We start from the raw sequence: 23,518 nt of genomic DNA, 5'->3' as shown, positions 1-23,518 counted from the left end.
TCCCCCTATATGTCGAAGTTGATCATGTTGCGCATCACCAGGATGCCGATCGACATCCATATCCCGGAGAACAGCATGATGATGTGGCCGCGCGAGTCGGTGAACAGGATGGTCATGTAGTCGGGGGAAGTCAGGTAGACGAGCAGGGCCACGATGAAGGGCAGGGCTCCGATGATGACCGCGGAAGCCTTCGCCTCCATCGAGAGAGCCTGAACCTTCGCCTTCATCTTCTTGCGCTCCCGCAGAACCCGCGCAAGGTTCCCGAGCGCTTCCGACAGGTTGCCGCCGGCCTGGCTTTGGATGGTGATCACGATCGAGAAGAAGTTGACCTCCGGCAGAGGCATGGTCTGCATCATCCGCACGCAGGCTTCCGGGATGCTCAGCCCCACCTGCTGTGATTCTATCACGCGGCGGAATTCCGTCCGGACCGGCTCCTGTCCGTCCGAAGCGATCAGACGCAGGGCATCATTGAGGGGGAGTCCCGACTTGATGGACCGTACCATCACGTCGAGCGCATTCGGAAACTCGTTCAGAAACTGCTTCTGCCGGCGCTTGACGAGAAACCCCACGATCCAGCGCGGCATACCGATGGCGGCGGCGAAGGCCGCACCGAAGGCTGCGAGGAGAGGCGCACCGGAGAGAAGCACCATGAACAGAACGACAAGGCCGAGAACGCCGCTCATGATGTAGAAATGCGGCGGACGCAGGGGAAGGCCGGTCTGCGCGAGGCGGGACTTGATGCTGCCATCACCGATCCTGCGGGATTTCTCTTCCTGCTTTTTCTCGAGTTCCTTCAGCGAATCCTGCACGGACTTGCGGCGCTTCGACATCTCCTGAACCCGGTCGCGGGCGGCCTTGACCTTGCCGAGGTCCGTCTCGGCTGATTTCACGCGATTGATTCGAGCGTCTGCCTTTTTCTCGGTTTCGATCCGCGAGAACAGCAGTGCGTAGCACAGACCCCCGGCAGAAATTGCCGCGAGGGTAGTGATCAGCAGGACGTTGGGATCGAGACCGAACATGAAGCCCTCTAGCCCGCCACCTGTTCCATGGCGTCCAGTGCCGCCGCCAGGCGCCGCTCCTCGTTGAAATAACGGGCGCGATCCCAGAAATGCGGCTTGGAAATGCCGGTGGAGACATGCCGGCCGATCAGCCTGCCGCCGGCGTCCTCACCCTCGATCTCGTAGCGCATCAGGTCCTGGGTGACGATGACGTCGCCTTCCATGCCGATGACTTCGGTGACGTGCGTGATCCGGCGGGAGCCGTCGCGCAAGCGCGCGGCCTGGACGATCACATCCACCGAGCCGGAAATGATTTCCCGCACCGTCTTGGCCGGCAGGCCGAAGCCGCCCATGGCGATCATCGATTCCATGCGGCTCAGGCATTCGCGAGGTGAATTGGCGTGAATGGTGCCCATCGACCCGTCATGGCCCGTGTTCATCGCCTGCAGGAGGTCGAAAACCTCCGGGCCGCGCACTTCGCCGACGATGATCCGCTCGGGGCGCATGCGCAGGCAGTTCTTCACCAGGTCGCGCATGGTGATCTCGCCCTCGCCCTCGATGTTCGGAGGACGGGTTTCCAGCCGCACGACGTGAGGCTGCTGCAGTTGCAGTTCCGCGGTGTCCTCGCAGGTGATGACCCGTTCGTCCGCGTCGATATGGCGGGTCAGGCAGTTGAGCAGGGTGGTCTTGCCCGAACCCGTACCGCCGGAGATCACCACGTTGCAGCGGACCCGGCCAATGATCTGCAGCAGCACGGCACCCTCCGCCGTGATCGACCCGTATCTGACCAGTTGATCGAGGGTGAGCTTGTCCTTCTTGAACTTGCGGATGGTCAGTGCCGGGCCATCGATCGCCAGCGGCGGCGCGATGACGTTCACGCGGGAGCCGTCGGGCAGGCGGGCGTCGCAGATGGGGGACGATTCGTCGACGCGCCGGCCGACCTGGCTGACGATGCGCTGGCAGATCGACAGAAGCTGCGCGTTGTCGCGGAAACGGATATCGGATTCGATCGTCTTGCCGCCGACTTCGATGAAGGTCTGCCCCGAGCCGTTGACCATGATGTCGGCAATGTCGTCACGCGCGAGAAGCGGTTCGAGCGGACCATAGCCGAGCACGTCGTTGCAGATGTCCTCGAGCAGTTCCTCCTGCTCCGAGATCGACATGGCGAAGTTCTTGATGGTGATGATGTCGTTGACGATGTCGCGGATTTCCTCCCGCGCGCTTTCGCCGTCGAGCTTCGCCAGTTGAGACAGATCGATCGTGTCGATCAGCGCGGAGAAGACCTGGCTCTTGGTGTCGTAGTAGAGCTCTGTCCGCGCCGGCTTCTTGCGGGCCGTGGCTGGGGCCAGGGGAGGCGGGGCCACCTGTTGCCGCGACAGCAGCGGGTCCGCCACGGGTTCGGCAAAGACCTCCGGCCCGCGGGCAGGCGCTGCCGCCGGAGCGGACGCCGCGGGTGGGGCCGCAGGCGGGGCGACCATGCCCCCTGCTTTTCCGAAGCCGTCCTGTCCACGTTTTCCGAACATCAATCCATCCCGTCCTGGCTTGGCCCGTTACTTGCGCCGGAGCATTCCCAGCATCTTTGTGAGTCCGCCCTTCCTTGCCTTCTTCAGCTCCGAACGGCCCGTGACGATGTGGCAGATCTGCGAGAAGGTTTCTGCCGCCGGCGACTTGGCGTCGACCTCGGCAATCATCCGGCCACTGTTGGCGGCATTGCCGAAGAGCTGCACGTCGAACGGAAGAATGGCGGCCGGCTCGATCTCCAGCGCTTCCATGAAGTCGGAAGGCGCGATCTCCGGCCGCTTCGGCATGCCGACCTGGTTCAACACCAGATGCGGCAGGCGATCGTTCGGCCGCAGCTTGCGCAGTGCGTCGAGCATGTTCTTGGTATTGCGGAGATTGGCGAGATCCGGCACCGCCGTGATGACCACTTCGTCGGCCTCCGCCAGGACGGAGCGTGTCCATTCCGACCATGCGTGGGGCAGGTCGAGTACCGCGACCGGCGCGCTTCGCTGCAGGATTTCGACGACGGGCTGGAACGCGGTTCCGCCGTAGTCGTAGGCCCGATCGAGAATGGACGGTGCGGCGAGCAGCGAGAGATGCTCCGAGCATTTGGTCAGAAGTCGGTCCAGAAACACCTCGTCGAGGCGTTCGGGCGCGAACACCGCTTCCGCGATCCCCTGTGCCGGATCCTGGTCGAAGTCGATGTTCGCGGTGCCGAAGGGCAGGTCCAGGTCGGCCAGGATGGTCTCGGTGGAGAACAGGCTGGAAATGCCGAAGGCGCAGTTATGCGCAACGGTCGACGAGCCTGCGCCGCCCTTTGCGCCGATGAAGGCGATTGCCTTGCCGAGCGGCTCTGCATCCGGATCGACGAAGATCGTTGCGACCGAGGCAAGCATGTCGGGCATCTGAACGGGGCCGACGAGATATTCCGAAATGCCGTTGCGGATCAGGTCTCGGTAGAGCGCGATGTCGTTGTAGCGTCCGACGATGATGACGCGGGTGGAGGGGTCGCAGACCTCCGCCAGCGGAGCAAGTTCCGCCAGCAGGTGGCCCGGCTCGGCATCGGTCTCGATGATGATGAGGTTCGGCGTGGGGGCCGAGGCGAACATGTTGGCGGCAGCTTCGATACTGCCGTTGTTGACCCGCATGTTGACCTTGGCCATCCGCCGGTCACGAGCCATCCGCTCCATCGTCCTCTGCATGGCGTCGCTTTCGCAGAAGGCATGGATGGAGATGCGCGGGAGCGGCCGGAGGGTCGCAAGGTCGGCTTGAGCGGCCGCGTCATGGGGCGCGTCGCGGCTATCCGACTCGACAGCGATGGAATACTGGACCGGGCTCATGTGGCCACCTGCGGGATCGAGGCGAAGGAGATCATTCCATGTCCTTTAGCTCGGTATAGGATTCGCGGTAGCGCTGCATTGCCTGCCCACGCTGTTCGGCGTCCGGCGGCGTCATGCGGCGCGGGCCGAGCAGATCGTTGGGATTTGCGATCTGGGCCGCCAGGTTGCGCTGGCTGGCGCAGCCGAAATTGTAGTAGTTCTTGTTCTCGACGGTATTCAGCGTCATGTCGGCCGGCCACTCGCCGCAAGGCGCCGTCTGGGCGGTGATCGCCACGAAGCTCAGCCGGACGGGAGCGGAGGCGCCGTAACCATCGGCGGCAAATCCTGTCTGGAGGATCCTGTTCTTCGGCACGCCCATGCGCACGAGAAGCCGACGGATATCGCCCGCGGCATAGGCTGCGGCGCCGGAATTGAGGGCGCCCTGCGGGGTCTGGATCCGGATGATGCCCTCGGACGCGCGCAGATATTCCTGCGCGAAGCCTGCGATCACTTCGCGCTGGCCCGTGGTCAGCCCATGATCACCGGCGGCAATCGGAATGTCGATCACCTTCTCCGCCTCGCCGATCGTGATGGGATGGCGTGTGCGGTAGTCGTCAGGCAGCGACCCGGTGGTGACGCCGTCCGGGTTTGCGCAGCCGGTCACCAGCAGCGCGACGCCGAAAAGTGCGGCCACCGGCCTTCCCGACAACAAAGCGGAATGGGGGGAGAGTATATTCATCGTCCGGCGCCTTTCGTGCGGCCTGGGGCGGATGGGTGAGGGAAAGCCCGCGTCGCTCATTTGTAGATGAACCCCACATTGCCTTCGTAAGGAAGCGAGGGAGGCGGTTCATCCTTTCGGCCGTAGATGCGGTTCACATGGCCGAGGAAGACGCTCGCGACGTCGCTTGCCGGGTTGAAGTTGTCATCGGGACGCGACAGGTCATTGCGAGCCACAGGCCGCACGAGATAGGGCGTCGCGATGATGACGAGTTCGGTTTCCGTGCGCTCCAGGGTCTTCTCCCGGAACAAGGCGCCGAACAGGGGAAGCTTGGACACGCCGGGCGTGCCGCTCATGCCCTGCTGCACATCGTCCCGGATCAGCCCGGCAAGAGCGATGGAGCCGCCGGAAGGAAGTTCCAGCACGGTTTCCGCGTCGCGCTTGCGGAATTCGACGCCGCCGGTATTTGTCGCCACCGGCTCCGAGACACGGGTCTGGATGCGCAGGCTGATGCGCCCGGAAGACAGCACGGTGGGGGTGAACCCGAGCGATATGCCGTAGGAATAGGGATTCAGAACGGTATCGCCGTCGGAATTCGTGGTGGCGTAGAGACGTTCGCCGCCGGAATTGAAGGTTGCGGACTGTCCCGAGATCGCGGTCAGAGTCGGTTCGGCGAGCGTGCGGATGGCCTTCGCCTGTTCCAGCGCGCTCAGCGCGGTCTCGATGCCCATGCGGCCGGCGGTTCCGGCGATCGTGCCCGACAGGCCGGCGCTTCCCGCACCGATGGCGAAGACGTCGAGGCCCTGGCTGGTGCCGGCGGGCTGTCGGACGAAGCTGTTGTCGAAGCCCAGTTGCTTGAGGACTTCGCGGCGGATCTCTGCCACCGTCACCTTCAGGGTGACCTGGTCCTCGCCCTCGATGGTCAGCAGGTTCACGACCTGCGACTGCTGGCGTCCCTCGGCATAGATCGCTACGGCACCGTCGCCGCTGCTTTCGCTGGTGGCCACCTGGTTGCGGGTGGTGGCTTCGCCGCCCTTCAGGAAGATGGTGGCAAGCTTGGTCGCCTGGGTTGCGTCCTGCGGCGTCCGCACCGTGCCGCTCAGGACGATGTTGTCGGAGATGATCTCGACCTTGATGCTGGAATCCGGCAGGAAGCGGCGCAGATTGGCTTCAAGGCCGGAAATGTCGCGCTCGATCTCCAGGTCGATCGCCACGATCTCCTCGCCGCCACGGCCGAAGATGAAGATGTTGGTCTGGCCCACCGTCTTCCCGAAGAGGTAGATCCGCCGCGAGGTGCGGGTCACCGCATCGGCCATGGAGGGATCGGCGACGAGGATGTCATGGGCATCGGCCGGAAGATCGACGACCAGCGCCTTGTTGAGTCCAAGCTTCAGACGCTTTCGCGCGCCGGCGCCGACCTCGCTGATGCGGACGATGCTGCCGTCCTGTGCAAGCGCCTGAGGGGCCGACAACAGGCCGTTGCCCGTGGGCGCGGGAATGCCCGACACGGCCATGGCGAGTGCCAGGCCTGCCGCCGCGGAACCTCGCAAAATGCGTTCCCTTATCGTCACGTCCGCGCTCCGTTCATTGCGTATGCGTGTCATTGCTCTTCTGGCTGCCGACGATGGAGCCCGACTTGATCACCTGCACCTCGGCGCGTCCGCTGCCGCTCAGCAGGTAGTCGGCGGCGATCGTGTCCGGCTCCTGCGCATCGGCGACCGAACGAAGCGCCAGCGTCAGGCGGTCCGCCATCTGCTGGGCGACCGCGATAACCTTCGCCTGCTCGGGCGTCAGTTCGAGAGTGGCTGTCGTGCCCAGAACCGTCTTCTGTCCGTCGGCACTTTCCTGGATCTGCTGGTCGACGGCCAGAACCCGGATATTGGTCAGCACTTCTTCTGTCAGGAAGCGTCCTTCCTCGCCGCGGCGGACCATGATGACGTCGACCCGGTCATTCGGCAGAACGAAGCCGCCCGCGCCGGTCGCGACCGAGATTTCCGTTGCGACCGCCCGTTTACCCGCAGGCAGAAGGGACGACATGATCCGGTTGGAGGCGTCCGCGATCTTTTCCGCACGCACCGGCTCGCCGTCGAACATGGGCAGGCGTACGACCATGCCGTTCAGCTCGGTAACGGCGTCCGGGCGGGCTGCTTGCGTGATGAGGCCTTCGACCATGCCGTCCTGCGGCCAGGCCAGCCAATGCAGGTTTTCCTCGTTGAGGCGGCTGCCAACGGGGAGGTTGCCGGCGGAAGCCAGCACGTTGATGGTCGGCTGCTTCTCGATGATGGTTTCCGCGATCTGCGGCGCGCTCGTGCCGGAAAGCCGCATCGCCAGGACGCCGGCCAGGCCGGCGGCAACGACGGCAACCGTCAAAATCAGGATACGAGCGGGTTTCATGACCATTCCTCGCGGGACTCAATCTGTCCGCAGAATGGCTGCCAATGGTGTAAGTATGGTTAATGATCTCGTTATGGGTGTGGTTAACGAGAGGTAGGCGAGGCGCCGATCACTTCTGGAGAAGGGTCATCGCGCTCAGGGCGATAGGCGAATTCCAGAAGGTCATGATGCCGGCGATGCCGATCGCGACGCCATAGGGCACCTTCTTCGTCGCGAGGATAGGGGCGGGGACGATGGTGCCGATCAGCGCGAAGCGGTCGGCCTGCGAGCGGATCAGCATGACCAGCAGAGTGACGAGACCGCCCCAGAGCGCCGTCTGTACGATGAAGGCGCCGAGGGCGGCGCTGAAGCCGAACCAGACGGCGGATGCGGCCAGGAGCTTCACGTCCCCGCCACCCATGATGTTTAGCGCGAAGAAGCCGAAGCATGCCCCCAGAACCACCGCACCTGCCGCCAGGCTCATGCTGATCTCCGCCCAAGGCAGACCGGAAACGGGCGCCAGGACGGCAAAGGAGGCGAAAAGAAAAAGCGACAGACGATTGGGGATCGTCATCGTAAAGAGGTCCATGACCGCCGCCATGAAGAGGCAGATGGCGGGAATCATCAAGATTGCTGCGCCGATTGCGGACATGGGACCCTCTACGATACTCGTCGCGTCGAAGTGAGGGCGCAAAGCACCCTCACTTCGGGGGTTATTTGTTTGCGTGGGTATCCATCTTGTTCGCGACTTTCGAGAAGGTATTGTCGAGCGAGTTGCCGAGCGTGGACGCGCCGGCGATCAGGGCGACGGAAATGAGGGCGGCGATCAGACCGTATTCGATGGCGGTCGCACCGGATTCATCTTTTCTAAAACGAGCGAAAAACTTCGACATGGAACTCTCCTACGACACGTTGGTGAATCAGCAATCCCGACAACTGTTTCCGTTGTTCGGATGCAGGCACCGTAGCGGGAGACGATTGCAATCCACTTAAAGAACATCCTTAGCGGGTCGTTAACGTTTTCAGGCTCGTCCGTTAGGCATGCGAAAGTGCTAAATTATCTTTCGAAAAACAAAGGGATGAACCCCGTAATGTTCGGGGGAATTCTCGGTCGCACGGCGGCGAAAGGGGGCTGCTGCCCCGTTCCAGTTCCGTGAAGTCTTAAGTGTTCATTCACCAGTCTGCCGCATTATCGCGGAGGCAACACCTATCCAAAGGCCCGGAAATGCCCGCAAGCGTCCTCCTCCGTTTCTGCCTCGTCCTGTGCGCCGTCGCCGGCAGCCCATGGCCGGCATCCGCTCAGGAGGAAGATCTCCTTCGCGTGTTCATGAACCACGCCAGGGTCCTGCGGCTCGACCGGCCGGTCAGCAAGGTCATCGTCGGCAATGCCAATGTCGCCGACGCGACGGTGGCGGATCCGACGACGATCGTCCTCACCGGACGCAGCTTCGGTACCACCAATCTCGTGCTGCTGGACAGCGAGGGCAACGCCATCGCCGACGAGCGGGTGCTCGTGTCGATCGACGAAGGAAACACAGTACGGGTCTTCCGGCAGACGGAACGCTCGATCCTCTCCTGCACCCCGAATTGCGAGCAGCACGCCGAATTTTCCAACACGACCGCCCCGTAGTCGAGCCCGAACCTGCGGCAGTCTTCCGAAGACATTTGACTCCAAATGCCTCGGAGGAGGCAACGGATTGTCAATACTCCGCCAATACCATCGGCCCGCGCGCTAGCAGGTCGACGAGTATGTGGAAAACCGGAAACAATGACACCGATGACGCCACCGGCAAGCCTGCCAAGGGCGCCGCGACGCGGCTTCTGCGGTCGCGCGACGGTGCGGCGGCGATCGAATTCGCCCTGCTTGCCATTCCCTACTTCCTGATCGTCTTCGCCATCATCGAGACCTTCGTCGCCTTCACGGGCGAGCAACTGGTCGCCAATGCCGTGGATACGCTGGCGCGAAAGGTCCGCACTGGGCAGGTCACGACAGCGAACACGACGGAAGCCGATTTCCGCGGCATGTTCTGCGACGAGGTGTCGATCCTCATCCAATGCGGCGCGGAGGACGACGGCAAGCTGATCCTCGACGTCCGCAGCTTCGCGACATTCGCGGACATCCCGAACACCATCCCGCGCGACGGGGTTGCCCTGGAAGCCTCCAATAACTTCACTCCGGGCGGTCCCCGCAGCAAGAACATGCTGCGGGCCTATTACAAGTGGAGCGTCGTCACGGACCTGGTGCGCCCCTACATCTCCGGGCTCAGGCCGGTGGACGGGTCCGTCCCCAACGAGTTCCTGATCGTCGCCACGGCCTCATTCCAGAACGAGGATTACTAGGCGATGGGATGGCGGCGCCCGAATTCGGCGGTGGGGGGATCACGGCGGGGCCTTCGCGGTCTCTGGCACGACCGTGCGGGTGTCGGTGCCGTGGAATTCGCGCTGATCGCGCCGCTGCTCCTGATGATCTACATCACCGTCTTCGAGCTGACCATCGGCCTCAGCGTCTCAAAACGGGTGGCGCGGGCCTCGGGCACCATCGCCGACCTGGTGACCCAGCAGGAGAGCGTCACCAAGAGCTTTCTCGGCACCATGGTCGACGTGGCGGAAAGCATCTTCGTTCCCTATGGCGGGGCCGATTTCGACCTCAAGATAACGGGAATTGCGGTCGATGCGGCCAATTCCAAGGTGGCCTGGTCCTGGGACGACGCGGGCAACAAGCCCTACACCGCAGGCAACACGGTCGATATCCCCGCCCAGATGAAGGTTCCGGGCTCCTTCGTGGTGCATGCGGAGCTTTCGGTGCCGCATCAGTTGCTGATGTTCATGCCCGGATTGCTTCCCAGCCAGGTGCGGGACATCACCATTCGCCGCGACTATTATTATCGGGCCCGGACGGGTTCGGCGATCAAGTGCGGCGACTGCTGAGCGGTCATCACGCCCTTTGCCAAAGCAGGTGCTAAACTATATGTAACCGGATTGCGTTCGCCCTTGACCGGGCGATTTCTCTTTCCGGGTGACAGATGGCGCGCGCCTTCCTCTTTGTTCTGGACTCCTTCGGCGTCGGCGGTGCCCGTGACGCTGAGGCCTATGGCGACCTCGGCTCCAACACGCTCGGCCATATCGCAGAATTCTGCGCGGCGGGCGCGGCCGATCGGGCGGGTTTGCGCTCCGGCCCGCTGAAGCTTCCCAACATGGCCTCCCTCGGGCTTCTGGAAATCGCCCATCTCGCTAGCGGCGATTATCCTGCCGCCATGCCGCGGCCGGAACGGATCTTCGGGCTGCACGGGGCGGCCGAGGAAGTCTCCCGCGGCAAGGACACGCCTTCCGGCCATTGGGAGATCGCCGGCACGCCGGTCATGTTCGACTGGGGCTACTTCCCGTCCAAGGGCGACGCCTTTCCGCCGGATCTGGTGGAGGCGATATGCCGGGACGGCGATGTGCCTGGCATCCTCGGCAACTGCCATGCCTCCGGCACCGAGATCATCGCCCGCCTGGGCGAGGAGCACATCCGTACCGGCCAGCCCATCTGCTACACATCCAGCGATTCCGTGCTGCAGATTGCCGCCCACGAGATCCATTTCGGGCTCGAGCGGCTGATCGAACTCAGCCAGACCGTCCGGCGCCTGGTGGATCCGCTCAACATTGGTCGGGTGATCGCGCGTCCCTTCATCGGCGAGACCTCTGAAACCTTCGAGCGGACGGGCAATCGCCGCGACTTTTCCGTCCCCCCGCCCGAGCCGACGCTGCTGGATCGGCTGGTCGAGGCAGGCCGCACGGTGCACGCCATCGGCAAGATCGGCGACATCTTCGCCCACCAGGGCGTTTCGCGGGTGGTGAAGGCGAACGGCAATGCGGCGCTGATGGCGGCGACGCTGGAGGCGATGGACGCAGCCGGTGACGGTGACCTCGTCTTCACCAATTTCGTCGATTTCGACCAGTTGTACGGGCACCGGCGGGATGTGCCGGGTTATGCCGCGGCGCTGGAGGCCTTCGACCTTGGCCTGCCGGAAATCCATCGACGGCTGCGGCCGGGAGACCTCGTGATCCTGACGGCCGACCACGGCTGCGATCCGACCTGGCGCGGGACCGACCATACGCGCGAGCGCATACCGGTTATGGCCTTCGGTCCCGGCATCCGCTCCCGCGACATCGGGATCAGGCCCACCTATTCCGACATAGGCGAGTCGCTGGCGGCCCATCTGGGCATTCCCGCCGGATCGCACGGATGGAGTTTCCTTTGACGCGGCATCTTCTGAAGGCCGAGATCCACTGCCATATCGAAGGGGCGGCCCCGCCGGCGCTGGCGGCCCGGCAGGCGGAGAAGTACGGGGTGGATACCTCGGACATCCTGCGCGAGGGAGCCTATGTCTGGTCCGATTTCTCGGAATTCCTCGTCTGCTACGATCGCGTCGCATCGCTCTTCCGCACCGATGAGGATTATGCGCTGCTGACCGAAAGCTACCTCACCGAGCTTGCCGGCGAGAACACCATCTATAGTGAGATCATCGTTTCACCGGACCACGGCGACCGGATCGGGCTCGGCGCGGATGCCTACATTGCCGGCATTTCCGAAGGCATTCGGCGGGCGCGCGAAAAGACCGGCATCGAAGCGCGGATCATCGTCACCGGGGAACGGCACTTCGGCCCGGAAAGCGTCATCGCAGCCGCAAAATATGCTGCCCGCGGCAAGAACCCGCTGGTGACCGGCTTCAACATGGCGGGTGAGGAGCGCATGGGGCGCGTGTCGGATTATGCCCCTGCCTTCGATATCGCCCGCGAGGCGGGCCTGGGCCTGACGATCCACGCAGGCGAGGTCTGCGGCCCTTTCAGTGTCGCCGATGCGCTCGATCTCGTGCGGCCTGCGCGTATCGGCCACGGTGTCCGCGCGGTAGAGGATCCGGAGCTCGTCGCCCGGCTGCGCGATCTCGGCACCGTCCTCGAAGTTTGCCCCGGTTCCAACATCGCCCTCGGCGTCTACCCCGATTTCGGCAGCCACCCCCTGCGGCGGCTGAAGCAGGCCGGCGTCAGGGTCTGCCTGAATTCCGACGATCCGCCCTTCTTCCACACGTCTCTCGCCCGCGAATATCAAATCGCATTGGAGACGATGGGCCTTTCCGAGCAGGAAATCGACGGTATGACGCGGACCGCGCTGGAGGCCGCCTTCGTGGACGAGGAACCGCGCGGGCGACTTCTGGCGAGGCTGGACGAAGGCTTCCGGCCCGCGAGCTTGGGATAAGGCGGGCGGAAGGGTTGCCTTTTCCCGCCATTCCAACCAACAAGTGAAGAAGCACACAGAATAGGGGAAGGCAGGTTTCTGATGGACGGCGTCACGGTCATCGATCATCCGTTGGTGCAGCATAAGCTGACGATCATGCGCAAGAAGGAGACCTCCACGGCTGGCTTCCGGCGCCTGCTGCGCGAGATTTCCACCTTGCTTTGCTACGAGGTGACACGCGACCTCGAGATGACGATGGAGACCATAGAGACGCCGCTGCAGCCGATGGAAAGCCCGGTGCTGGAAGGCAAGAAACTGGTCTTTGCCTCCATCCTGCGGGCTGGCAACGGATTGCTGGAAGGCATGCTCGAACTGGTGCCTTCGGCGCGTGTCTCGCATATCGGAGTCTATCGCGACCACGATACGCTGCAGGCGGTGGAATACTTCTTCAAGGCCCCCGACGACATAGCCGAACGCCTTATCATCGTCGTGGACCCGATGCTCGCGACAGGCAATTCCGCGATTGCGGCGATCGACAAGCTCAAGGAGCGCGGAGCTCACAACATCCGTTTCCTCTGCCTGCTGGCCGCTCCCGAAGGCATCAAGAGTTTCCGCGAGCACCATCCGGACGTCCGCGTCTATACGGCATCGATCGACAGCCACCTGAACGAGCAGGGCTATATCGTGCCCGGCCTCGGCGATGCCGGCGACCGCATGTACGGCACGAAGTAGAAGCCTTTACCTCATCTTTACGACATCGGAAGTTTCAGGCCCTGTGCTCGCCGGCGCAGGGCCTTCTTCATGAGTCACCGCTAGGATGCGGGCAGGTTTTCTCGATCAAGCGGAGCCGGCATGTTCGGACGCAGCCTTTTCCTGTTCGCGCTCGTGGCGGTGCTGGCATCGCAGGTGCCGGCGCTCCTGGGACTGACCGAAATACCGGCTCCTTCCGATGAACCGGTACAGCAGGTCTCGGCAGCCACGACCTCGCCGAGGACTGCCGCCCTTGCCGTCAACGGCGGCGGCCACTACAGCGCGGTCTTCCGGATCAATGGCAAGCCGGTCGAAGGCATGGTCGATACCGGCGCCTCGCTGGTCGCGCTCAACGAGAGCACGGCGCGCCGGCTCGGCTATTCCGGTAATCGACTGGAGTTCAAGCATCAGGTCAGCACCGCTAATGGCCGGACCGAAGCCGCCCATGTCGTGCTGGATCGGATCGAGCTTCAGGGCGTGAGGGTACGCCAGGTGGACGCCTTCGTGCTGCGCGACGCGGCGCTCGCCTCGACGCTTGTGGGCATGAGTTTTCTCAGCAAGCTGTCGTCCTTCAGGGTGGATGACGGCGTGATGAAGCTGACGCAGTAGTCAGCTTATCCGCTCGACGATGACCGGCATGTCTTCCGGCGGTTCGGCGGCGATGACGAAGCAGCGGGCGACCGACGCTGCAATCTTCTCGCCCTGCGCCTGATCCACGGCATGGACGAAGGCGAGCGGCTCCCCCTTTGTCACCCGCGTGCCGAGCGGCTGGATGCCGGCGAGGCCGACAGCATGGTCGATGGTGTCCTGCGGGCGCTTTCGCCCACCACCTAATTCCACCACGGCGAGACCGAGTTCGCGCGTGGCGGAAGCAGCCAGCCAGCCGCCTTCGGCTGCCGGGACCGGAACCACAACTGCTGCCTTCGGCAGATATGCGTCGCACTTCTCGACGAAATCCGTCGGGCCGCCCAGCGCGTGAACCATGCGGGCGAAGACCTCCAGGGCCTTGCCGCTATCCAGTGCCTCCAGCGCTGCGACGCGCGCATCGTCCTGGTTCGCTGCGAGGCCGGCCTGCAACAGCATCTCGACCGCCAGTGCGACGACCACATCGTGAAGTCGGGTGCCGCCCTTCCTGCCGGACAGGAAGTCAACGGCATTGCGCACCTCCAGGGCATTGCCCGCGGCATCCGCGAGCGGCTGGTTCATGTCCGTCAGCAGGGCCGTCGTGCGCGTGCCGGCGCCGTTCGCCACCTCTACCAGCGAGCGGGCGAGGGTTTGGGCTTCCTCGCAGCCAGCCATGAAGGCGCCGTTGCCGACCTTGACGTCCAGGACCAGCGTCTGCAGTCCGGCGGCCAGTTTCTTGGAGAGGATCGAGGCCGTGATCAGCGGCACGGATTCCACTGTCGCTGTCACGTCGCGGATGGCGTAGAGGCGGCGGTCCGCGGGCGCAAGATCACCTGTCTGGCCGATGATCGCGCAACCGACCTCCGAAACGACCCGGCGAAGCAGGTCGGGATCGGGCATGACGTTGTAGCCGGGGATGGACTGCAGCTTGTCGAGCGTGCCGCCCGTATGGCCGAGCCCCCGGCCGGAGATCATCGGCACTGCCAGTCCGCAGGCGGCCACGATTGGGGCGAGCATCAGGGAGACATTGTCTCCCACGCCGCCCGTCGAATGCTTGTCGGCCACCGGCCGATCGATGCCCGGCCAGCGCATGACGTCGCCGGAATCCCGCATGGCGAGCGTCAGCGCAACCGTCTCGTTGCGGGTCATGCCGCGGAAGAAGACGGCCATGGCGAAGGCGGCCGCCTGGCCCTCGGTGATTTCCTCCCGAGTGAGGCCGGCAATGAAGGCAGCGATCTCGTCGGCCGAAATTTCGCCGCCGTCACGCTTGCGGCGGATGATCTCCTGGGGGATCACGTCAATACCCTGTGGCCGCGGTTCGTTGCGGCGCGCCGCCCAGGACGCCCAGGATATCGTCGAGGAGGCCGGAGGCACCGAAGCGGAAGGTGGAGGGCATGATCCAGTTCGGTCCCATGATCGTCTCCGCGAGCCTCAGGTAGAGGTCTGCATCGGCGACCGTCGATATCCCCCCGGCCGGCTTGAAACCTATCCGCTTCCTGGAATCGCGAATGGCGCGAAGCATGACGTCGGCGGCTTCCAGGGAGGCGTTCACGGCGACCTTGCCCGTCGAGGTCTTGATGAAATCGGCCCCGGCCCCGATCGCCAATTCGGCGGCGCGGCGGATATGGGCGCTGTCCTTCAGTTCTCCGGTTTCCAGGATCACCTTCAGGCAGGCCCCCGGGCACGCCGCCCGCACGGCCGCAACCATCTCCGTCACGGCAGGCTCGTCGCCCGCAAGGAAGCGCCTGTAGGGTATGACGAGATCGATCTCATCGGCGCCATCACGGATTGCGCCTTCGGTTTCCTCCACCACGGCCGGCACGGAAAGATCGCCCGAGGGGAAGTTGACTACGGTGGCGATGCGGACCGGATGCCCTGGGGCGAGAAAGCTGCGGGCCTGTGCCACGAAGCGCGGCCAGATACAGATGGCCGCCGCGGAACCATAGGGCGTCTGCGCGCGCCGGCACAAGGTCTCGATCGCCGCCGCATCGCAATCATCGCGCAGGTTGGTGAGGTCGAGCAGCGACAGGGCGAAGCTTGCGGCCTCCCGCGGAGTGTTGATCTCCATGGATGATACCTCCTCGTTGGCGTCTATCATCGTTCCTCGAATGGCCGGATGCAACCCGCAGATGTTCGCAACCGTCGCGCCCAGCCGCCGCGGCGGGAAAAGGATCGTCAGGTCTTTTCCGACAGCATGTCCTGCAGGATGGCGGCAAGCCGCCGCCCGCCGATCGGTGCCATGTCCTTCGTTTCCTCGTGGCTCAGTTCGCTGCCCGTCATGCCTGCCCCGAAATTGGTGATGACGGATGCCGCGGTCACCCGCAGGCCGAAATAACGCGCCATGATGACCTCCGGCACGGTGGACATGCCGACCGCGTCCGCCCCCAGCATCCGCGCCATGCGGATCTCGGCCGGTGTCTCGAAGCTAGGCCCCGAGAACCACATATAGACGCCGGTGAACAGCGGAATGCCACAGCGGATCGCCGCATTGCGCATGGCCGTGGCCAGTTCCGCATCATAGGCACTGGTCATGCCGACGAAGCGAGTATCGCCTTCCTCGCCGATCAGCGGGTTCATGCCGGAATAGTTGATGTGATCGGTGATCTGCATGACCGATCCGGGCGGCATGTCCGGCCGGACTGAGCCGGCGGAGTTGGTGAGGATCAGCGACTGGACCCCGAGGCCTTTCAGGACCTCCAGGGGGAAGCGCATCGCCTTCGCATCGCCCTTCTCGTAGTAATGGGCGCGCCCGGAGAGCATGATGACCGGCTCGCGGCCCAGATGGCCCGCGACCAGTTCCCCTGCATGGCCCGTGACGCCGCTGACCGGGAAGCCGGGAAGGTCGCGATAGGATATCCGAACGGGTTCCGTGACGTTTTCAACGAGAGACCCGAGGCCCGAACCCAGGACCACCGCACATCGCGGCATCAGCCCGTTCAACCGGTCGATGATCAGATCGGCGACGTCCCTCATCCGATCACGTCCGTTTCGAACGCGTAGGGCAGCAGTTCCGCCATGGTCACGGTCTTCTGGACGCCTTGGTCGTCGCAGAGATAGATACGGGTTTGCGCGGACGCGAACTCCGAGATCTTCTGCCGGCAGCCGCCGCAGGGCGTGCAGAGCGGCAGCTTCTCCGCGATGACGGCGATCTCCTCGATCCGCCGGCCGCCGCCCATGATCATGGCGCCGATCGCGGTCGGCTCGGCGCACCACCCTTGCGGGAAGGAGAGGTTTTCGATGTTGGCGCCGGCATAGACCTTCCCGTCATCGGCACGGATGGCCGCCCCGACCGGAAACTTGGAATAGGGGGCATAGGCCTTGGCCATGGCGTCCCGGGCGGCTTCGAACAGATCCTGCGACATGACTTATCGCTCCTTCACATAGGGAACGCCGCCAGCCTTCGGCGCGTGCGCCACACCGATGAAGCCAGCCAGCAGCACGCAGGTGAGGATGTAGGGCAGCGCCTGGAATATCTGCACCGGCACTTCTCCTATGCCCGGCACGGACTTGCCCTGCATGAAGTTCGCCACCGCGTCGAGGAAGCCGAACAGCAGGCAGGCGAACATCACCGGCACGGGCTTCCACTTGGCGAAGATCAGCGCCGCGAGCGCGATATACCCTTTGCCGGCGGACATGTTGTTGATGAAGGCGGCCGACTGGGCAATGGCGAGATAGGTGCCGGAAAAACCGCACAGGAAGCCGGCGACGATGACCGCCCGGTAGCGCATCCAGGAAACGGAGATGCCGGCCGTATCGACGGCGCCCGGGTTTTCTCCGACCGCGCGCAGCCTGAGACCGAAGCGGGTGCGGAACAGCACCCACCATGCCACCGGAACCATCAGGAAGCCGATATAGGTCAGGATGTTGTTGCCGGAGATGACGTTGGCGTAGAGAGGCCCGATCACCGGCACGTCCCGCATGGCATCGGCGCCCGGCAGGATGATGGGGGCGAAGCGCCCCTCTCCGGGCACCTGCGGCGTGCGGCCGCCCTGGCCGAACCAGGCCTGGCCGAGAACGACCGTCAGCCCCATGGCGACGAAGTTCAGCGCCACGCCCGAGACGATCTGGTTGCCGCGGTTGGTGATCGAGGCGAAGCCGTGCACCAGCGAGAAGACGATCGAGACGCCGATCCCCGCCAGGAGGCCTAGCCATGCCGAGCCGGTGACATAGGCGGCACAGGCCGAGGCGAAGGCCGCTGCGAGCATCTTGCCTTCCAGGCCGATGTCGAAGACGCCGGCACGTTCGGAGAACAGGCCTGCAAGCGCCGTGAAGAGCAGCGGGATAGACAGCCGGACGGCCGACCCGAGGATGCTGACGAAGATATCGAAGAACTCCATCCCGTTGCCTCCTCAGGCTTTCGCGAATTGCTGGTAGATGCGCACGATCGCCGGGCGCAGCATGTATTCGAGAGCACCGGCGAACAGGATCACCAGACCCTGGATGACGACGATCATGTCGCGCGTGATGGTCGGCATCTCGAACGAGAGGTCGGCGCCTCCCTGATAGAGGATGCCGAACAGCAATGCCGCCAGAATGATGCCGACGGGATGGCTGCGCCCCATCAGCGACACCGCTATGCCGACGAAGCCTGCGCCGGCGACGAACTCCACCTGCAGGCGGGCGGCAGCGCCGTTCACGGCGTTCAGCGCCATCATGCCGGCGAGCGCGCCGGAAATCAGCATAGCGACGATGACCGTACGCACATAGGGCACGCCGGCATAGATGGCCGCCGAGGGGCTGATGCCGAGCGTGCGCATCTCGTAGCCGAGCTTGGTGCGCCAGATCAGCAGCCAGACCAGGTAGCACATCGCCAGCGCGATCAGGAAGGAGACGTTGAACGGCGCCGGCCCGAGCTTCAGGCCGAACAGCGCCATCAGCCAGTCGAGCTTCGGCAACTGCCCGCCTTCCAGGAAGGTCCGCGTTTCAGGCGCCATCTTGCCCGGCACGATCAGCACGTTGACCAGCAGGTAGACCATCAGGGCGGCGCCGATGAAGTTGAACATGATGGTGGTGATGACGATATGGCTGCCGCGCTTGGCCTGCAGCCAGGCCGGGATGAAGGCCCAGGCGGCGCCGAAGATCGCCGCGCCGGCGATGGCGAAGGGCATGGTCACGTACCAGGGCACGTAGTGATCGAGCGCGAGCGCTGCGAGCGCCGCCCCGAGACCTCCGACATAGGCTTGGCCTTCCGAGCCGATGTTGAACAGGCCCGCATGGAAGGCGACGGCGACGGAAAGGCCGGTGAAGATGAAGCTGGTCGTGTAGAAGAGGGTGAAGCCGATGGCGTCACCACGGCCGAGCGACCCCTGGATCAGGAAGTTCAGGGCCGCCCAGGGGCTTTCGCCGATCCACCAGATCACAAGGCCGGAAAAGAAGAAGGCCAGCAGAAGGTTGATCAGCGGGATGAGGCCATAGCTGATCCAGTTGGGTAGGGGCATGGATGCTGTCGTCATAGAGGTCTCACGCCGCGATGCCGGCCATCATCAGGCCGAGCGTCTGTTCACCCGCATCGCCCGTCTTCTCGCCCACGATCCGGCCGGCGAACATCACGAGAATGCGGTCGGAGAGCGAACGGATCTCGTCCAGTTCCACGGAGACCAGCAGCACGGCCTTGCCCGCGTCGCGGGTCTCGATGATGCGGCGGTGGATGAACTCGATCGCGCCGACATCGACCCCGCGGGTCGGCTGGCCGACGATCAGCAGCTTCGGGTCGCGCTCGATCTCGCGTGCCACGACGATCTTCTGCTGGTTGCCGCCGGAAAAATTGGCCGTCTTCAATCGGGTGTTCGGAGGGCGGATGTCGTACTTGGCGATCTTTTCCTCGGCGTCCTTGCGGATCGCGTCGAGGTCCAGGAAAGGGCCACGCCCATACCTGGGATCGCGGTGGTAGCCGAGGATGGAGTTCTCGTATTCCTCGAACTTCAGCACGAGGCCCATGTGATGCCGGTCTTCCGGAATGTGCGCGAGGCCGAGCTCGCGGCGGTGGGCGGCATCGAGTCCCAGCGCGGGCTGGCCGTCGATGAATATCTCGCCGGAGGCCGGCTTGCGGATGCCTGCTACGGCTTCCAGCAGTTCCGACTGGCCGTTGCCCGCGACGCCGGCTATGCCGACGATCTCGCCCGCGCGGACGTCGAACGAGACATTGTCCACCATCGTCACCCCGCGCGCGTCCTTCACCGTCAGGTTGCGCACCGAAAGCAGGACAGGTCCCGGCTTTGCCTCATCCTTCTCGACATGCAGCAGCACGTGCCGGCCCACCATCAGTTCGGCCAGTTCCTCGACCGTCGTCTCGGCCGTCTTGCGTGTCGCTACCATTTCGCCGCGCCGCATGACCGACACGGTATCCGTGATCGCCATGATCTCGCGCAGCTTGTGGGTTATCAGGATGATTGTCTTGCCCTGTTCGCGCAGCACGCGCAGCACGTTGAACAGGTGATCGGCCTCCGCGGGGGTGAGCGCGCCGGTGGGCTCGTCGAGGATCAGGATATCGGCGCCGCGATAGAGCGCCTTCAGGATCTCGACCCGCTGCTGCGCGCCGACGGGGAGCTCTTCTATGATCGCGTCGGGATCGACCTCCAGCCCGTATTCCTTCTCCAGCCGCTCCAGCTCGGCCCTCGCCTTCTCTGCCGAGCGCCCGAGGAAGGGACCACCCTCCACACCCAGCATGACGTTTTCGAGGACGGTGAAGTTTTCGACCAGCATGAAATGTTGGTGGACCATGCCGATGCCGGCGGCGATCGCGGCTTGGCTGTCACGGATGACGATCGGCTTGCCGGAGATCCGGATCTCGCCTTGGTCGGCCTGGTAGAAGCCGTAGAGGATCGACATCAGGGTCGACTTGCCGGCACCGTTCTCCCCGATGATTCCGTGGATCGTGCCCTGGGCAACGGTGAGATTGATGTTCCTGTTCGCGTGAACCGGCCCGAACTTCTTGTCTATGCCCACGAGTTCGATCGCCGGTACTGCTGATGGGTCCAGGCTCAAGGGTCCGCCTTTCAGATTCCGGATATGAAGAGGGCGCATGGGCCTCGGGGCCCACGCGCCCTGCTGCTCGTCAGTTCGGGCAGGAATTGTCCGACATGTAATCGTGCACCTTGACGGTGCCGGCGATGATATCGGCCTTGGCCTTCTCGACGGCTTCGGACATCTCCGGCGTGATCAGGGCCTTGTTGTTCTCGTCGACGGCATAGGTGACGCCGTCTTCCTTGACGCCGAGCGACAGGACGCCCGCCGAGAACTTGTCCTCCTGCGTGTCCTTGAAGGCGTTGTAGACCGCAAGGTCGACCCGCTTGACCATGGAGGTCAGCACCTTGCCCGGATGCAGGTGGTTCTGGTTGGAATCGACGCCGATGCCAAGCTTGCCGTTGTCGGCCGCCGTCTGCAGCACGCCGAGGCCGCTGGCGCCGGCTGCCGCGTAGACGACGTCCGCGCCCTGGTCGATCTGGTTCTTGGTAAGCTCGCCGGCGCGCACCGGATCGTTCCAGGCAGCACCGGTGGTGCCGACCATGTTCTGGAACACCGTCGCGTCGGCCTTGGCCGCCTTGACGCCCTGGACATAGCCGCAGCCGAACTTGCGGATCAGCGGGATATCCATGCCGCCGACGAAGCCGACCTTGCCGGTCTGGGACGCCATGCCCGCCAGAAGACCGACGAGGTAGGAGCCCTCTTCCTCCTTATAGACGACCGAGCGGACGTTCGGCAGGTCTACGACGGAATCGACGATCACGAACTTGGTATCCGGGAACTCGGCGGCGACCTTCTCCATCGCGGAGGTCCAGGCGAAGGAGACGGCGACGACCGGGTTGAAGCCGCGGCTTGCGAAGTTGCGGATGGCCTGCTCGCCCTGCGTATCGCTGGTGGGCTCGAAATCCCGGTATTCGACCCCCGTCTCCTTCTTGAACTGTTCGGCGCCACCGAAGGCCGCCTCGTTGAAGGATTTGTCGAACTTGCCGCCGGTGCCGTAGACCAGTGCGGGCTTGATTTCGGCCGCCAGCGCGGTCGCCGACATTGCCGCCGCGGCCATGAGGGTCAAAAGGGTTTTCTTCATCGTTCAGCCCTGTTTTGTAATGTTGAAAGCTGGGTCCTCCCGCATGCTGGCCTTAGGCGCGTCTGCGGCCACCAGTCCTCCCCGCGGTAGACTGGCTGCAAGCACCTTTGCATGGGTCCGGGAAAAATTCACCCGATTTTTTTCCGTTGGTAAAAAACCGGCTCCGACGAAGCAGCCTGCACAAAAAAATGCCGCGGATCGGTCAAATCCGCGGCAGAACGGGAGGTAAAGCGGCCGGTATCGTCAGTTGCCGACCGGGCAGGAGACGCCGGTGCCCTTCAGCCCGCAGTAACCCCCGGGGTTCTTGGCGAGGTACTGCTGGTGGTAGTCCTCGGCATAGTAGAAGACGTCGATCGGCGCGATTTCGGTCGTGATGCGCGTCTTCAGCCCGGCCTTGCCGAGAGAGGCCTGGAATGCGGAAAGAACCTCCTTCGCCTCGGCCTCCTGCTGGGGCGTCGTGGTGTAGATGGCCGAGCGATAGGTGGTGCCGATGTCGTTGCCCTGGCGCATGCCCTGGGTCGGGTCGTGTTCTTCGAAGAACGTCTTCAGAAGCTGGCGATAGGAGACGGCCTGCGGGTCGAACACGACCTTGACGATCTCGGCGTGGCCCGTAAGGCCGGTCGTCGTTTCATGATAGGTCGGGTTGGGCGTGAAACCGCCGGCATAGCCCACGGCGGTCACATGGACTCCCGGAAGGGTCCAGAACAGCCGCTCGGCACCCCAGAAGCATCCCATTCCGAGATAGGCGACCTCCAGCCCCTCCGGATAGGGCGCATGCAGCGACCGCCCGTTGACGAAGTGCGTCTGCGCGGTCGGTATGGGTTCGCTCCTGCCCGGCAACGCGCTCTCCGCCGTCGGCATCGCGGTTTTCTTGTTGAACATGTCGATCACGAACATTTTCGCCTCCTGGCGCCTCGGCGCCTGTTCCGGGAATCGGGCGGCCGCTTCCTTCCTAGGCCGAGAAGCGCCCCGCAAATCTCGGGCGCCGGTAGCCGATCATCCAGAAGAGAAGGGCCAGCGCCAGGAATACGGCAAAGGCCGGCTGGGCCAGGACGGGTACCATCACCCATCGCCACGCATCGGGATGAATATAGTGAGCGACGGCCGCCTCCGCCATAGCCAGGCTCACCACGTCGAGACTCTGCCAATGATTGCCGAGCGAGGTGATCGCCACCGTAGAGGAAGAAACCGACTGGATGGAATCCAGCGTGCCGGCCATGATCGCGGCAATCAGAGCCAGCAGGCTCGAAAGGCGGAAGAAGCTCCGGATCAAAGGCTATTCCTCGAGAGCTGACGAAAGCGGCGGCGTGAAAGGCCGTGCCGCAAGCGTTAGCGCTCCGGCCGTCTTCGCGCAACAGGCGCAAGGCGGCCACGGCCTGCGGGTTCGGGATATTTTCCTGTAAATTCCGGTTGATCCAAACGGAATCCTCGGTATATATCGCGCCCGACCGCTGCTTTGCCTCAAGCGCAGGCAGCCCTTTCAAGGACAGGTGGCCGAGTGGTTGAAGGCGCACGCCTGGAACGCGTGTATACGGGAAACCGTATCGAGGGTTCGAATCCCTCTCTGTCCGCCATCCTCTAGATGTCCGACCCGGAGACATAGGTAACAGACTGTACCTAAGACATGGGTGACAACCTCGTGCCGAACGGGTTGTCGATGGTTTGCAATGTTCTCTGCTCCAGGTCGATATATCCGAGATCATAGTGCATGAAGCTGACGAGCCAAATACCGTCGTCGACTTCCTTGAGCCCGAGCCTCTGTCCTGCCAGCACCGTCGAGATATTGATCTTCTTGCGATGGATGCAAAGCCGCCCGCAGTTGGTGACGATGGCGTCGCGATGGTGGAAGGGATAGTCGATGTCCGGCAGGCCCTGATAGGGTCTGGGCGACGTGGTGTAGAGCTCTGCCGGTACCTTCATAGACAGCGCCTCATGCGGCCGTTCTTCATTGAATTCGCTGACGAAAGCGTC

At 63.9% G+C, this 23,518-nt stretch carries 25 protein-coding genes, 1 tRNA gene and 1 pseudogene; 8 read left to right on the top strand and 19 right to left on the bottom strand.

Features of this window, described 5'->3' with window-relative positions:
• Positions 1-5: 5 nt before the first annotated feature.
• From RTCK_RS04780 to RTCK_RS04745, 8 genes are all read right to left on the bottom strand, one after another.
• Positions 6-1,019 (bottom strand): type II secretion system F family protein, encoded by a 1,014-nt coding sequence (locus RTCK_RS04780; RefSeq protein WP_142591955.1) that lies wholly within the window; start codon positions 1,017-1,019, stop codon positions 6-8.
• An 8-nt stretch (positions 1,020-1,027) separates the two neighbouring features.
• Positions 1,028-2,521 carry a CpaF family protein gene (locus RTCK_RS04775; RefSeq protein ID WP_142522154.1) on the bottom strand — a complete coding sequence of 498 codons (1,494 nt, stop codon included), beginning with the start codon at positions 2,519-2,521 and terminating at the stop codon, positions 1,028-1,030.
• Between the two features lie 27 nt (positions 2,522-2,548).
• Positions 2,549-3,838 (bottom strand): AAA family ATPase, encoded by a 1,290-nt coding sequence (locus RTCK_RS04770; RefSeq protein ID WP_142591954.1) that lies wholly within the window; start codon positions 3,836-3,838, stop codon positions 2,549-2,551.
• A gap of 31 nt (positions 3,839-3,869) precedes the next feature.
• The gene (locus RTCK_RS04765; protein ID WP_235988582.1) at positions 3,870-4,511 is read right to left on the bottom strand and encodes a CpaD family pilus assembly protein; all 642 of its coding nucleotides are present in this window, start codon (positions 4,509-4,511) and stop codon (positions 3,870-3,872) included.
• Between the two features lie 101 nt (positions 4,512-4,612).
• Positions 4,613-6,049: a type II and III secretion system protein family protein gene (locus RTCK_RS04760; RefSeq protein WP_235988590.1), complete on the bottom strand. Its 1,437-nt coding sequence runs from the start codon at positions 6,047-6,049 to the stop codon at positions 4,613-4,615.
• A 70-nt stretch (positions 6,050-6,119) separates the two neighbouring features.
• A complete protein-coding gene (gene cpaB, locus RTCK_RS04755) occupies positions 6,120-6,929 on the bottom strand; it encodes a Flp pilus assembly protein CpaB (RefSeq protein WP_142591951.1) in 810 nt (269 codons plus the stop codon).
• Between the two features lie 109 nt (positions 6,930-7,038).
• The gene (locus RTCK_RS04750; RefSeq protein WP_142591950.1) at positions 7,039-7,560 is read right to left on the bottom strand and encodes an A24 family peptidase; all 522 of its coding nucleotides are present in this window, start codon (positions 7,558-7,560) and stop codon (positions 7,039-7,041) included.
• A 61-nt stretch (positions 7,561-7,621) separates the two neighbouring features.
• On the bottom strand, positions 7,622-7,801 hold the full coding sequence (locus tag RTCK_RS04745) for a Flp family type IVb pilin (RefSeq protein ID WP_142591949.1): 180 nt from the start codon (positions 7,799-7,801) through the stop codon (positions 7,622-7,624).
• 332 nt (positions 7,802-8,133) lie between these two features.
• Between RTCK_RS04745 and RTCK_RS04740 the strand changes: the two genes are divergently transcribed.
• The 7 genes from RTCK_RS04740 (at position 8,134) to RTCK_RS04710 (ending at position 13,485) form a co-directional block, all read left to right on the top strand.
• Positions 8,134-8,538 carry a pilus assembly protein N-terminal domain-containing protein gene (locus RTCK_RS04740; RefSeq protein WP_142591948.1) on the top strand — a complete coding sequence of 135 codons (405 nt, stop codon included), beginning with the start codon at positions 8,134-8,136 and terminating at the stop codon, positions 8,536-8,538.
• Positions 8,539-8,657: 119 nt separating this feature from the next.
• Complete coding sequence (locus RTCK_RS04735; RefSeq protein ID WP_142591947.1) at positions 8,658-9,248, top strand: TadE/TadG family type IV pilus assembly protein; 591 nt, start codon at positions 8,658-8,660, stop codon at positions 9,246-9,248.
• A gap of 3 nt (positions 9,249-9,251) precedes the next feature.
• Positions 9,252-9,836 carry a TadE/TadG family type IV pilus assembly protein gene (locus RTCK_RS04730; protein ID WP_142591946.1) on the top strand — a complete coding sequence of 195 codons (585 nt, stop codon included), beginning with the start codon at positions 9,252-9,254 and terminating at the stop codon, positions 9,834-9,836.
• A 95-nt stretch (positions 9,837-9,931) separates the two neighbouring features.
• Entirely contained in the window at positions 9,932-11,152 is a 1,221-nt protein-coding gene (locus RTCK_RS04725; RefSeq protein WP_142591945.1) for a phosphopentomutase, read from the top strand.
• On the top strand, positions 11,149-12,147 hold the full coding sequence (locus tag RTCK_RS04720) for an adenosine deaminase (RefSeq protein ID WP_142591944.1): 999 nt from the start codon (positions 11,149-11,151) through the stop codon (positions 12,145-12,147). Before RTCK_RS04725 ends, RTCK_RS04720 begins: the two co-directional genes overlap by 4 nt.
• An 81-nt stretch (positions 12,148-12,228) precedes the next feature.
• Complete coding sequence (upp, locus tag RTCK_RS04715; protein ID WP_142522133.1) at positions 12,229-12,858, top strand: uracil phosphoribosyltransferase; 630 nt, start codon at positions 12,229-12,231, stop codon at positions 12,856-12,858.
• 120 nt (positions 12,859-12,978) lie between these two features.
• Positions 12,979-13,485: a TIGR02281 family clan AA aspartic protease gene (locus RTCK_RS04710; protein ID WP_142591943.1), complete on the top strand. Its 507-nt coding sequence runs from the start codon at positions 12,979-12,981 to the stop codon at positions 13,483-13,485.
• On the opposite strand, the gene deoA is transcribed toward RTCK_RS04710, so the two are convergent.
• The 10 genes from deoA to RTCK_RS04660 form a co-directional block, all read right to left on the bottom strand.
• Entirely contained in the window at positions 13,486-14,802 is a 1,317-nt protein-coding gene (gene deoA / locus RTCK_RS04705) for a thymidine phosphorylase (protein ID WP_142592112.1), read from the bottom strand.
• On the bottom strand, positions 14,798-15,568 hold the full coding sequence (deoC, locus tag RTCK_RS04700; RefSeq protein ID WP_142591942.1) for a deoxyribose-phosphate aldolase: 771 nt from the start codon (positions 15,566-15,568) through the stop codon (positions 14,798-14,800). The genes deoA and deoC overlap by 5 nt, the downstream gene beginning before the upstream one ends.
• 107 nt (positions 15,569-15,675) lie before the next feature.
• Positions 15,676-16,473: a purine-nucleoside phosphorylase gene (locus tag RTCK_RS04695; RefSeq protein WP_142591941.1), complete on the bottom strand. Its 798-nt coding sequence runs from the start codon at positions 16,471-16,473 to the stop codon at positions 15,676-15,678.
• Positions 16,470-16,862: a cytidine deaminase gene (locus tag RTCK_RS04690; protein WP_142522123.1), complete on the bottom strand. Its 393-nt coding sequence runs from the start codon at positions 16,860-16,862 to the stop codon at positions 16,470-16,472. The genes RTCK_RS04695 and RTCK_RS04690 overlap by 4 nt, the downstream gene beginning before the upstream one ends.
• Before the next feature lie 3 nt (positions 16,863-16,865).
• Positions 16,866-17,837 (bottom strand): ABC transporter permease, encoded by a 972-nt coding sequence (locus tag RTCK_RS04685; RefSeq protein WP_142591940.1) that lies wholly within the window; start codon positions 17,835-17,837, stop codon positions 16,866-16,868.
• A 12-nt stretch (positions 17,838-17,849) separates the two neighbouring features.
• Positions 17,850-18,953 carry an ABC transporter permease gene (locus RTCK_RS04680; protein ID WP_142591939.1) on the bottom strand — a complete coding sequence of 368 codons (1,104 nt, stop codon included), beginning with the start codon at positions 18,951-18,953 and terminating at the stop codon, positions 17,850-17,852.
• Positions 18,954-18,960: 7 nt separating this feature from the next.
• On the bottom strand, positions 18,961-20,523 hold the full coding sequence (locus tag RTCK_RS04675) for an ABC transporter ATP-binding protein (RefSeq protein ID WP_142591938.1): 1,563 nt from the start codon (positions 20,521-20,523) through the stop codon (positions 18,961-18,963).
• A gap of 31 nt (positions 20,524-20,554) precedes the next feature.
• Positions 20,555-21,547, bottom strand: coding sequence for a BMP family lipoprotein (locus RTCK_RS04670; RefSeq protein WP_142522117.1), 993 nt, complete (start codon positions 21,545-21,547; stop codon positions 20,555-20,557).
• Between the two features lie 243 nt (positions 21,548-21,790).
• Positions 21,791-22,444: a peptide-methionine (S)-S-oxide reductase MsrA gene (gene msrA, locus RTCK_RS04665; RefSeq protein ID WP_142591937.1), complete on the bottom strand. Its 654-nt coding sequence runs from the start codon at positions 22,442-22,444 to the stop codon at positions 21,791-21,793.
• A 55-nt stretch (positions 22,445-22,499) separates the two neighbouring features.
• Entirely contained in the window at positions 22,500-22,817 is a 318-nt protein-coding gene (locus RTCK_RS04660; protein ID WP_142592111.1) for a hypothetical protein, read from the bottom strand.
• Positions 22,818-23,031: 214 nt separating this feature from the next.
• Between RTCK_RS04660 and RTCK_RS04655 the strand changes: the two genes are divergently transcribed.
• Positions 23,032-23,121 (top strand) — tRNA-Ser (locus RTCK_RS04655).
• A 43-nt stretch (positions 23,122-23,164) separates the two neighbouring features.
• Here the strand turns inward: RTCK_RS04655 and RTCK_RS04650 are convergent.
• A pseudogene (locus tag RTCK_RS04650) lies at positions 23,165-23,518 on the bottom strand (IS481 family transposase); the annotation flags it as partial.

The sequence above is a fragment of the Pseudorhizobium endolithicum genome (assembly GCF_902153245.2).
Lineage (GTDB): Bacteria > Pseudomonadota > Alphaproteobacteria > Rhizobiales > Rhizobiaceae > Neorhizobium > Neorhizobium endolithicum.
Note: the sequence above shows the minus strand (reverse complement) of the source record. Positions and strands in the feature narration are given on the sequence as shown.

Coding starts and splice junctions, on each gene's coding strand:
- upp (WP_142522133.1), top strand. CDS start 12,229: ATGGACGGCGTCACGGTCATCGATCATCCGTTGGTGCAGCATAAGCTG.
- RTCK_RS04770 (WP_142591954.1), bottom strand. CDS start 3,838: ATGAGCCCGGTCCAGTATTCCATCGCTGTCGAGTCGGATAGCCGCGAC.
- RTCK_RS04780 (WP_142591955.1), bottom strand. CDS start 1,019: ATGTTCGGTCTCGATCCCAACGTCCTGCTGATCACTACCCTCGCGGCA.
- RTCK_RS04745 (WP_142591949.1), bottom strand. CDS start 7,801: ATGTCGAAGTTTTTCGCTCGTTTTAGAAAAGATGAATCCGGTGCGACC.
- RTCK_RS04710 (WP_142591943.1), top strand. CDS start 12,979: ATGTTCGGACGCAGCCTTTTCCTGTTCGCGCTCGTGGCGGTGCTGGCA.
- RTCK_RS04730 (WP_142591946.1), top strand. CDS start 9,252: ATGGGATGGCGGCGCCCGAATTCGGCGGTGGGGGGATCACGGCGGGGC.
- RTCK_RS04750 (WP_142591950.1), bottom strand. CDS start 7,560: ATGTCCGCAATCGGCGCAGCAATCTTGATGATTCCCGCCATCTGCCTC.
- RTCK_RS04775 (WP_142522154.1), bottom strand. CDS start 2,521: ATGTTCGGAAAACGTGGACAGGACGGCTTCGGAAAAGCAGGGGGCATG.
- RTCK_RS04675 (WP_142591938.1), bottom strand. CDS start 20,523: ATGCGCCCTCTTCATATCCGGAATCTGAAAGGCGGACCCTTGAGCCTG.
- RTCK_RS04680 (WP_142591939.1), bottom strand. CDS start 18,953: ATGACGACAGCATCCATGCCCCTACCCAACTGGATCAGCTATGGCCTC.
- RTCK_RS04725 (WP_142591945.1), top strand. CDS start 9,932: ATGGCGCGCGCCTTCCTCTTTGTTCTGGACTCCTTCGGCGTCGGCGGT.
- RTCK_RS04670 (WP_142522117.1), bottom strand. CDS start 21,547: ATGAAGAAAACCCTTTTGACCCTCATGGCCGCGGCGGCAATGTCGGCG.
- RTCK_RS04760 (WP_235988590.1), bottom strand. CDS start 6,049: ATGGCCGTGTCGGGCATTCCCGCGCCCACGGGCAACGGCCTGTTGTCG.
- RTCK_RS04695 (WP_142591941.1), bottom strand. CDS start 16,473: ATGAGGGACGTCGCCGATCTGATCATCGACCGGTTGAACGGGCTGATG.
- RTCK_RS04735 (WP_142591947.1), top strand. CDS start 8,658: ATGTGGAAAACCGGAAACAATGACACCGATGACGCCACCGGCAAGCCT.
- RTCK_RS04690 (WP_142522123.1), bottom strand. CDS start 16,862: ATGTCGCAGGATCTGTTCGAAGCCGCCCGGGACGCCATGGCCAAGGCC.
- RTCK_RS04685 (WP_142591940.1), bottom strand. CDS start 17,837: ATGGAGTTCTTCGATATCTTCGTCAGCATCCTCGGGTCGGCCGTCCGG.
- deoC (WP_142591942.1), bottom strand. CDS start 15,568: ATGGAGATCAACACTCCGCGGGAGGCCGCAAGCTTCGCCCTGTCGCTG.
- cpaB (WP_142591951.1), bottom strand. CDS start 6,929: ATGAAACCCGCTCGTATCCTGATTTTGACGGTTGCCGTCGTTGCCGCC.
- msrA (WP_142591937.1), bottom strand. CDS start 22,444: ATGTTCGTGATCGACATGTTCAACAAGAAAACCGCGATGCCGACGGCG.
- RTCK_RS04740 (WP_142591948.1), top strand. CDS start 8,134: ATGCCCGCAAGCGTCCTCCTCCGTTTCTGCCTCGTCCTGTGCGCCGTC.